The sequence below is a fragment of the Nonomuraea sp. NPDC004702 genome (assembly GCF_053601695.1).
Window position 1 is genome coordinate 142482 of record NZ_JBSGCE010000024.1, and the last position, 9275, is coordinate 151756.

At 72.8% G+C, this 9275-nt stretch carries 9 protein-coding genes; 7 read left to right on the forward strand and 2 right to left on the reverse strand.

The window, feature by feature from the left end:
* Window positions 1–121: 121 nt before the first annotated feature.
* Complete coding sequence (locus ACWEJ6_RS27980; RefSeq protein ID WP_358301112.1) at window positions 122–331, reverse strand: heavy-metal-associated domain-containing protein; 210 nt, start codon at window positions 329–331, stop codon at window positions 122–124.
* Window positions 332–481: 150 nt separating this feature from the next.
* Between ACWEJ6_RS27980 and ACWEJ6_RS27985 the strand changes: the two genes are divergently transcribed.
* From ACWEJ6_RS27985 to ACWEJ6_RS27995, 3 genes are read left to right on the forward strand one after another with little or no spacing between them, the layout of a single operon-like run.
* Window positions 482–1624 (forward strand): NAD(P)/FAD-dependent oxidoreductase, encoded by a 1143-nt coding sequence (locus ACWEJ6_RS27985; RefSeq protein ID WP_452427436.1) that lies wholly within the window; start codon window positions 482–484, stop codon window positions 1622–1624.
* A gap of 26 nt (window positions 1625–1650) precedes the next feature.
* Window positions 1651–2025 (forward strand): BlaI/MecI/CopY family transcriptional regulator, encoded by a 375-nt coding sequence (locus ACWEJ6_RS27990; protein WP_357972372.1) that lies wholly within the window; start codon window positions 1651–1653, stop codon window positions 2023–2025.
* Entirely contained in the window at window positions 2022–2972 is a 951-nt protein-coding gene (locus ACWEJ6_RS27995) for a M56 family metallopeptidase (protein ID WP_452427439.1), read from the forward strand. The genes ACWEJ6_RS27990 and ACWEJ6_RS27995 overlap by 4 nt, the downstream gene beginning before the upstream one ends.
* Window positions 2973–3010: 38 nt before the next feature.
* Here the strand turns inward: ACWEJ6_RS27995 and ACWEJ6_RS28000 are convergent, their stop codons facing one another.
* The gene (locus ACWEJ6_RS28000) at window positions 3011–3616 is read right to left on the reverse strand and encodes a MarC family protein (protein WP_452427441.1); all 606 of its coding nucleotides are present in this window, start codon (window positions 3614–3616) and stop codon (window positions 3011–3013) included.
* A gap of 345 nt (window positions 3617–3961) precedes the next feature.
* Between ACWEJ6_RS28000 and ACWEJ6_RS28005 the strand changes: the two genes are divergently transcribed.
* The 4 genes from ACWEJ6_RS28005 (at window position 3962) to ACWEJ6_RS28020 (ending at window position 9067) form a co-directional block, all read left to right on the forward strand.
* Window positions 3962–4549, forward strand: coding sequence for a DUF4396 domain-containing protein (locus ACWEJ6_RS28005; RefSeq protein ID WP_452427443.1), 588 nt, complete (start codon window positions 3962–3964; stop codon window positions 4547–4549).
* Window positions 4550–5925: 1376 nt separating this feature from the next.
* Window positions 5926–7365: an MFS transporter gene (locus ACWEJ6_RS28010; protein ID WP_452427445.1), complete on the forward strand. Its 1440-nt coding sequence runs from the start codon at window positions 5926–5928 to the stop codon at window positions 7363–7365.
* A 31-nt stretch (window positions 7366–7396) separates the two neighbouring features.
* Complete coding sequence (locus tag ACWEJ6_RS28015) at window positions 7397–7885, forward strand: universal stress protein (protein WP_387678556.1); 489 nt, start codon at window positions 7397–7399, stop codon at window positions 7883–7885.
* Window positions 7886–8119: 234 nt separating this feature from the next.
* Complete coding sequence (locus ACWEJ6_RS28020) at window positions 8120–9067, forward strand: C40 family peptidase (RefSeq protein WP_387678553.1); 948 nt, start codon at window positions 8120–8122, stop codon at window positions 9065–9067.
* The last annotated feature ends 208 nt before the right edge of the window (window positions 9068–9275 follow it).

The window sequence follows — 9275 nt, forward strand, 5'->3', positions numbered from 1 at the left end:
AAGCCCTGAACCGGCCCGGCGCCGCTCCCGCCGACCAAGCCGAACCGGCGGTGGGGTCAGCACCGGGCATGCCGAAGCGGCGCCGGGGTCGGCCCGGCGCCGCTTCGGTGGTCTTGACGGCTCAGCCGGCCACCAGCTCGTAGCCCGCCTCTTCGACGACGTCCCTGATCTTCGTGTCGTCGAGGGCGTCGGTCGAGGTGACGGTCACCTGCCCCGTGGCCAGCTCGACGTCGACCGAGGAGACCCCGGCGACCTTGCCGATCTCGGTCTTGACGGTGCCCGCGCAGCCGCCGCAGGTCATTCCGGACACCGTGTAGGTCTTCGTGCTCATCGCCTCGCTCCTCTCGTGATACCCCGGCCGGGTATGTCGGAAGAGAACGTACGCCCGATCTTGCGGAAAGGCAAGCCATACCGCGGAGGGGTATGTGAGACGCGCGTCACATTGCCGCACCCATACCCCCTCCCGGTATCGTTGCCTCGCATGAGAACCCTTGACAAGATCGTTGTGGTCGGCGCCTCGCTGGCGGGGCTGCGGGCCGTCCAGACCCTGCGCCGGGAGGGCTTCGACGGCGAGCTCACGCTGGTCGGCGCCGAGGCGCACGTGCCGTACAACCGGCCGCCGCTGTCCAAGAGCGTCCTGCGCGGCGACGAGGACGTCACGCTCCCCGGCGCCGAAGAGCTCGGCGACGACTGGCTGCGCGGCAGGCGGGCGGTACGCCTGGACGCCAGGAGCCGCACGGTCGTCCTCGACGACGGCGCCGAGCTCGGCTACGACGGCCTGGTCGTCGCGAGCGGCGCCCGTCCCAGGCGGCTCGACGGCGTGCACACCCTGCGCACCCTTGAGGACGCCCTGGCCCTGCGCGCCGAGCTGGACTCCGGCCACGAGCACGTGCTGGTCATCGGCGGCGGGTTCATCGGCGGCGAGGTGGCGACCACGGCCAGGCAGCTCGGCCGCAAGGTCACCCTGGTCGACTCCGGCCCGCACCCCATGCACGCGGGCCTCGGCGCGCAGGCGGCGCGCTGGCTGGCCGGGCACCACGAGCGCAACGGCGTCGAACTCGTCACCGGTGTGCGCGTCACCGAGGTGACCGGCGGCCAGGTGCGGCTCGACGACGGCCGCGTGCTGTCCGCCGACCTGGTCGTGGGCGGCATGGGCGTGACGCCCAACACCGAATGGCTGGACGGCAGCGGCCTGGCCGTGGACGACGGCGTGCTGTGCGAGCCGACGCTGTACGCCACCGGCTCGGTGAACGTCGTCGCGGCGGGCGACGTGGCCCGCTGGCCGCATCGCCTGTACGGCGACGCCCTGATCCGCGTCGAGCACTGGTCCAACGCCAACGAGCAGGGCGCGGTGGCCGCCCGCAACCTGCTGGCCGGGCCCGACGAGGCGCAGCCGTTCGCGGACGTGCCCAACTTCGCCACCCACGTGCACGGCGCCCGCATCCAGACGGCCGGCCTGCCCCACCTGGCCGACGAGGCGCGCGTCGTCGCCGGCGACCCGGAGGAGGACCGCTTCGCCGTGGCCTTCGCCCGCGACGGCGTGCTGGTCGGCGCGGTCGCCGTCAACGCGCCGAAGGACCTGATCAGGCTCAAGCGGTCCATCGCCGCGGGCGAGGCGATCTGACTACGACCGCGGGTAGCATGACCGGCATGATGCGTGGCCTTGGCGAGCTCGAATCCACGATCATGGACTGGATGTGGGCCAGGCGGCGTCCCGCCTCGGTCCGCGACGTCTTCGAAGACCTCAAGCAGCGGCGGACCATCGCCTACACCACGGTGATGACCGTGATGGACAAGCTGCACACCAAGGGCATGCTCCGGCGCGAGGCCGTCGGTCGCGCCTACGTCTACGAACCGGTCGCCTCCAAGGAGGCGTACACCGCCGACCTGATGCGCCGCGCGCTCGCGGGCAGCGGCAACCAGGCCGCCACCCTCGTGCACTTCCTCGAACGGCTCACCCCCGAGGAGGCCGCGGCGCTGGAGGCGGCCCTTCAGGTCTACCCGCACCGGGGCCGTCCCGCATGATCGCCGCCGTCGTCCTGGCCTGTTACACGGTGGTGGCGGCCGTCTGGCTGCCCGTGCTGGGGCAGCGGGCCGCCAAGTGGTCCGACCGGGCGCCGCGGCTGGCGATCGCGCTGTGGCAGGCGGGAGCGGCGTCCGTGGTGGCCTCGGCCGTGCTCGCCGCGCTGGCCTTCGCCGTGCCGGCCGAGATCGTCGGCCATGGGCTGGCGGGGTTGTTCGAGGCGTGCGCCGACATGCTCGGCGACGGCTCCAGTGTGTCCCGGGTGGGGTTCGCGGCCATGCTGGCGGCCGGCGCGGTGCTGTCCAGGGTGCTCTGGTGCGGCGTGACGGTGCTGGTGCGGGCCGCCGTGGAACGTCGCCGGCACGCCGCCATGTTGCGGCTGCTCGGGCGGCGCGACGCCGAGCTGGGCGTGGTGGTGATCGACTACGACGAGCGGCTGGCGTACTGCGTGCCGGGCCGGCGCGCTCAGACGGTCATCACCACGAGCGCGCTGCGGGCCCTGACGCCGGAGCAGATCGCCGCCGTGCTGGCGCACGAGCGGGCGCACCTGCGCGGCCGCCATCATCTGGTGCTGGCCTGGGCCGAGGCCCTGGTCCGGGCGTTTCCCAGGGTGCCGCTGTTCGAGCGGGCCAGGACCGAGATCGCGCGGCTGGTCGAGCTGCTCGCCGACGACGTCGCGGCCCGCCGCCACCCGCGCGCCCAGATCGCCGCGGCGCTGGTCAGCCTGGCCACCGGTCGCGCGCCCGCGTTCACGCTCGGGGCGGGCGGGGAGACGGCGCTCAGCCGCGTACGCCGGCTGCTCGGCCCCGAGCAGCCGCTCGGCCGCCGCGAACGGCTGACCGGGCTGCTGGCGGTCAGCGCGCTGCTCGGCGGGCCCGCGGCGGTGGCGCTGGCGCCGGGGGTCGGCTCGTTCCTGGCCCACCACTGCCACTCGCTGCTGTCGCTCTGACGTACTACTTCCCTTAGTAGCCAGGTGGCCGGACGGGGTCAGGCGACGCCCCAGCGCGTCCAGTGCTGCACGGCCGCCGCGACCAGTTGCACCGCCATGGCGGCGGCCAGCAGTCCCATCACCCGGGTGACCAGGTTGAGCCCGTTGTCCTTGAGCAGCCGGCCGATCACGGAGGAGAAGCGCAGCGTGAGCCACGTCAGGAGCAGCGCCGCGGCCAGCGCCAGGACGACCGCCGTCACGGCCGCGGCGGTGGCCGCCTTCTCCATGTAGAGCATCGTCGCCGCGATGGCCCCCGGCCCGGCGAGCAGCGGCGTGCCGAGCGGGACGAAGGCCACCGCTCCGCTCCCGGCGTTGGCCCGGTTGCGGGCGCAGTCGGCCTTGAGCAGGTCGAGCGCGATGAGCGCGAGCAGCACGCCGCCGGCCACCTGCAGCGCCTGCAGGGAGATGCCGAGCGCGTCGAGCAGCCCGTTGCCGAGCACCGCGAACACGGCGACGACGCCGGCCGCCACCAGCACGGAGACCCTGGCCGTACGGCGGCGGCCCGCCGGGTCCTGGCTCCTGGTGAGGGTGAGGAAGATCGGGATGGCCGCCAGCGGGTCGAAGATGACCAGCAGCGTGACGAAAGCCTGCACGAACAGCGACATGACCTGCTCCACGGGTACGGAGGGGCTCCCCGCGCGTCAGCGCGCGGGGCCGGGCCGGATCTCCGTGGAGCGGCAGGGCACGGGCCGGCGCAGCCACACCGCGCCGCCGTGCTCCCGCCTGTTCATGCCCGCCCGAACGGGGGCGGCGGCCGGGCTATTCCCGAGGCGTCCGGATGGCGTCGGACCGCTCTGCTCTACTATTCAGAATAGTAGGCTGACCGTCCGCGCCCATCCGGTCCCCGACCTCCCTCTTCGCCCCCATGCCGTCGACAGGAGGCTCACCTCCCTCTTTACCGGCATACCCCATACCCCTAAAATCGGTCACCCCACCTAAGGAGTATCACCATGGACCATAGTGGACATCATCCTCCCTCCTCCTCGTCGGAGCACCAGCACGCCGCTCCGCCCGCCGCCACGTGGGCCATGGCCGCCCAGGCGACCCTGCACTGCCTGACCGGATGCGCGATCGGCGAAGTGCTCGGCATGGTGATCGGCACCGCGCTCGGCCTGTCCAACCTCACCACCGTGATCCTCTCGGTGGCGCTGGCCTTCGTGTTCGGCTACGCGCTGACCATGCGCGGCGTCCTGCGTGCCGGGGTGGACTTCAAGTCGGCGCTGAAGGTGGCGCTGGCGGCCGACACCATCTCGATCGCGGTGATGGAGGTGCTGGACAACACCGTGATGGTGACCGTGCCGGGCGCCATGGACGCCGGGCTGGGCAACTGGCTGTTCTGGGTGGCGCTGGCCGGGTCGCTGCTGGTGGCGTTCCTGCTGACGACGCCGGTGAACAAGTGGCTGATCTCCCGCGGCAAGGGTCACGCCGTGATCCACCAGTACCACCAGGGCCACGGCGGCCACGGCGGCCACCAAGGTCACGACGACCACGAAGGCCATCAGGGACACGAGGGCCATCACGGCCACCAGGGCCACTGACAGGACACCACCCCAGTCACGACACGAGCCGACCCGCCCGCCGTCCGCGATCGCCGACGGATCCCGGACGAGAGGCGGGCCCGCTCACAGACCCCCGCCCCGCCCCCATGACCGCCCCTCCCCGACCACCCCACAGGCCGGCCCCCACACAGGCCGACCCCGACGCCGAACCCGGAGAGCACGGCAACCCCGACACGACGCCCAGCTCACCGCCGCGACCGGGCATCTCCCTCCCTCGCGCCATCGCAGGCCCACCAACGCCGAGCCGGGTGGGCAGGGCCACCCCGGGCATACCCTCGGCTCACCGCCATGAGCGGGCAATTCCCTGACGCCATGGCGGGCCTATCCGCCCCCGAACCAGGAGGGCACGGCTACCTCGGCGTGTCCCTCGGCTCGCCGCCATGAACGGGGCATTTCCTTGCGCCGCAAGGGGCGCCCCCGACGTCGAGCCAAGATCGCGCGGCGATCCCCCGACGCGACGCCTCCCGCGACGCGTCAACCCGCACACCCACCCACCCCGGGCACGCCAAGCCCGCACACCCCAGGCCACCTGACGGACCCCGCATACCCCCTCCCCGCACACCCCAGCCCCGTGACGCACACCGCATACCCCTCCCCTGCACACCCCGGCCCGCTGACCCGCTCCGCATACCCCACCCCCCGCACTCCGCAGCCCCTGGCGCGCTCCGCATACCCCCGGCATGCGGGGGCCGCGGCGTGTGGGCCGGGTGTGGGCTGGAGCGCAGGGGCCGGAGCGCAGGGGCCGGGGTGCGGGGGCCGGGGTGCGGGGGCCGGGGTGCGGGGGCCGGGGTGCGGGGGCCGGGGGGTATATGGCTGCGAGGGTGAGGTATGGAGGCGCGGCCCGGCCCGCACACCCAGTCCCTTATGCGTGGCGCATACCCCCGCCCCGCATGCCGCGCGACCCATCCCCATACCCCGGGCCCCCACACATCCCGCAAATCGCCGCCTGACCCGCGCACCCGGTCCTCTGCGCGTGCCGCATACCCCCGCCCGGCACATCTCCCGGCCCACCCCCACCCCCGCACGCCCTCGCCCCCGAACGTCCCGCACACCCAGCACCGTGCATGTGTCACTTGCGCGTCCCCGCCCCGTGACACATCACCCCCCGACACCTCGCCATAGGCCGTCAGAGCTGCGGGAATGCTGTCGTCGCGCGGTCGCCCTTCCGCATCGCCGGCGCACGTGGGCCCGCTGTCACGCGGTGCCGCCTGGATGGTCTCCGGCGTGCGGACTTGACAGATACCCCCCCGGTGTATGTATGTTCATCGCCAGATACCCCCTACCGGTATTTACGAGGAACCCAAAAGACCCGCCCGCATCCCCACCGGGGTACGGCGTAGCGCTGGAGAATGCTCATGTCCGCACCATCCCCCCGGCGATGGACCGCCCTGGCCCTGATTGCCACGGCCCAGTTCATCGTCATCATGGACACGTCGATCATCGGCGTGGCCCTCCCCCGCATCCAGGAAGACCTCGGCTTCTCGCAGGAGAACCTGTCGTGGGTCTTCAACGCCTACGTCGTCGCCTTCGGCGGCCTCCTGCTGCTCGGCGGCCGGCTCTCGGACCTGTTCGGCGCACGCAAGCTGTTCGGCGCCGGCTGGCTCATCCTGCTCGCCGGCTCGCTCGTCGCCGGCATCGCCCCCGAGGTGTGGGTCGAGCTCACCGGACGTGCCGTCCAGGGCGTCGGCGCGGCCCTGATCGCCCCGTCCGCGCTGACCCTGCTGATGATGCTGTTCGGGCACGACCCCAAGGAGCTCACCAAGGCCCTCGCCCTGTACGGCGCGGCCGCCCCGGCGGGCGGCACCGCGGGCGTGTTCCTCGGCGGCGTCATCACCGAGTACCTGAGCTGGCCCTGGGTCTTCTACATCAACATCCCGATCGCGCTCGTTGCGCTCTTCGCCACCCGTCCGCTGATGCCCGCCGGTCAGTCCCAGCGCGGCTCCATCGACATCCTCGGCGCGCTGACCGTCACCGCCGGGCTGGGCGCGGCCGTCTACGCCATCGTCCGGGCGCCCGAGGTCGGCTGGGGCTCCGCCCAGACCTGGGGCGTGCTGGCCGCCGCGATCGCGCTGCTCATCGCTTTCCTGGCGATCCAGGCCCGCCGCCGCGAGCCGCTGATGAGGCTGTCGATCTTCCGTACGCCGAACCTCGCCGCCGCCAACCTGACCCAGCTCCTGCTCGGCGGGGCCTGGATCCCGATGTGGTTCTTCCTGAACCTCTACCTGCAGCAGGTCCTCGGCTACAGCGCCTTCCCCAGCGGCGCGGCCCTGGTGCCGATGACCGTCCTCATCATGCTCGGCATGATCGTCCTGGCGCCGCGCGCCATCAACCGGTTCGGCCCCAAGGCCGTCACGGTGGCGGGCCTCGTCCTGCTCGCCGTCGGGATGGGCTGGCTGTCGCTGATCAGCCCCGAGGGCAGCTTCGCGGTCGACGTCCTGCCCGCCAGCCTGGTGGCCGCGCTCGGCATGTCGCTGGCCTTCATCCCCTCGCTCGGCACCGCCATCTCCTCCGCCCGTCCCGAGGAGGGCGGCCTGGCCTCCGGCATCGTCAACACCAGCTACCAGGTCGGCTCGGCCCTCGGGCTGGCCGCCATGACGGCCGTCGCCGCCGCCAACGGCGCCGCCCAGCTCGGGAACCTGCCCGCGCTGACCGACGGCTTCTCCTCGGCCTTCGTGGGAGCCGCCGGGATCGCGGTCGCCGGCGCCCTGATCGCCGCGCTGACGCTCCGCTCGCGGGGCGCCGCACCCGCCGAGGCCGCCGACACCGCCGAGACCACCCCCGCCACCCGCGGCTGACCTCGACGCTCACAGCTCCGAAGGAGATCCCATGTCCATCCTCATCGCCTACGACGGTTCACCCGACGCCCGCCACGCCGTCGAGGAGGCCGCCCGGCTGTTCCCCGGCGCGTCCGCGGTGGTGCTGTACGCCCGTCAGCCCCTGGAGAGCCTCGCCGCCCACCTCGAAGGGCATCCCGCCCTGGAGGACCTGCGGGACATCGACGCCAGGACCATGGACGCCTCGGAACGGCTGGCCGCCGAGGGCGCCGACCTCGCCCGCTCCCTCGGGCTGCGGGCCGAGCCGCGGGTCGCCTCGGTCCCGGAGGAGGTCGTCGCCGCCGCCATCGTCGACGCCGCCGAGGAGGCCGACGCCTCGCTGATCGTCCTGGGCTCGCGCGGCCGGCAGGGGCTGCGGGCGCTGCTGTCGGGCAGCACGTCCACCCACGTCATGCACGCCACCGCGCGCCCCACGCTGATCGTCCCGTCCAAGCCGCTGGCCGACGCCCGTCGCGCCGCCGAGCACCGCGCGGCCCGCTGAGGTCGCCGAGAGACGCCCGGCTCCCATCGGGAGCCGGGCGTTTCGGCGTTCCGGTGAACGCGCCGGACGTGGCGCGCGTATCCCCACACGAGCCGGAACGACGGCCTGTTACGCCGGATAGTACGGACGAAATGCCAACAAGCAGGGCGACCTTCGGTACTATTCCGCCTCAGGCATGGAGGCGTACGAGGAGGCATCGTAGTGGTCGTGGCGACGAGGCTGGGGCGAGCGGCAGTGGCCGTGACACTTGCGGCGGTCGCGGCGGTCTCCATCCCGGGCGTCGCCTCGGCCGACCCGTCACCCGCCAAGGCCAAGGCCAGGCTGGTGAAGCTGAACGAGCGGGCCGACGAGGTGGTCGAGCAGTACAACCAGGCGACCGAGGCGCACAAGAAGGCCAAGCAGAAGTACGACGCGCTCAACGCCGAGGTCGCGCGCAAGAACGCCCAGGCGGACGGGTTACGCAAAGACCTCGTCTCGGCGGTGGTCAGCGACTACCAGTCGGGCCCGCTCACGACCTGGGGCCGCTTCGTCGCCGACGGCACCCCCGACGAGGTGCTGAGCGGCATGGCCGCCCTGGAGCAGATCTCCCGGGCCAGAGCGGCGAAACTGGCGGCGTTCCAGGCGACCACCAAGGACCTGCGCGCCCGGCGCGACGAGGCCCGGACCGTCCTGGCCGAGGCCGACGCGGCGCGCGACAAGGTGCGGGCGGAGAAGGCGAAGGTCGACAAGCTGGTCAAGGCGCAGACGAAGCTCCTGCGCAGGCTGGGCGCCTTCCGGGCGGGCGATCCGAACAGCGCCGGCATCAGGTACACCGGCTCGGCCTCCGGCAACGCCCGCCTGGCGTTGCAGTTCGCCTTCGCCCAGGTCGGCAAGCCCTACCAGTACGGCGCCGAGGGCCCGAGCTCCTACGACTGCTCCGGCCTCACCCAGGCCGCCTGGCGCACCGCGGGCGTCGAGCTGCCCCGCACCACCTGGACGCAATGGGCCTGGGGCGCGAGCAGACGCGTCTCGCTCGACGCGTTGCAGCCCGGCGACCTGCTCTTCAGCAAGGGGCTCGGCCACATGGGCATGTACGCCGGCAACGGGAAGATGGTCCACGCGCCCCAGACCGGTGACGTCGTCAAGGTGGTCGACCTCGACGACTACTGGCGCACCCGGCTGCTCGGCGCGGTCCGCCCCTGACCGGCCCGGCGAGCGGGCGAGCAGGGGTGCTCCGGCTGTGCACAGGCCGGGCACGTGAAGAGGGCTCCGGGCGTCGTGCCCGGAGCCCTCTTCACTTGAGGCCGTTGTTCACTTGAAGCGGCGCAGCCGGAGGCTGTTGCTGACCACGAACACGCTGGAGAAGGCCATCGCGGCCCCCGCGATCATCGGGTTGAGCAGGCCGAGCGCG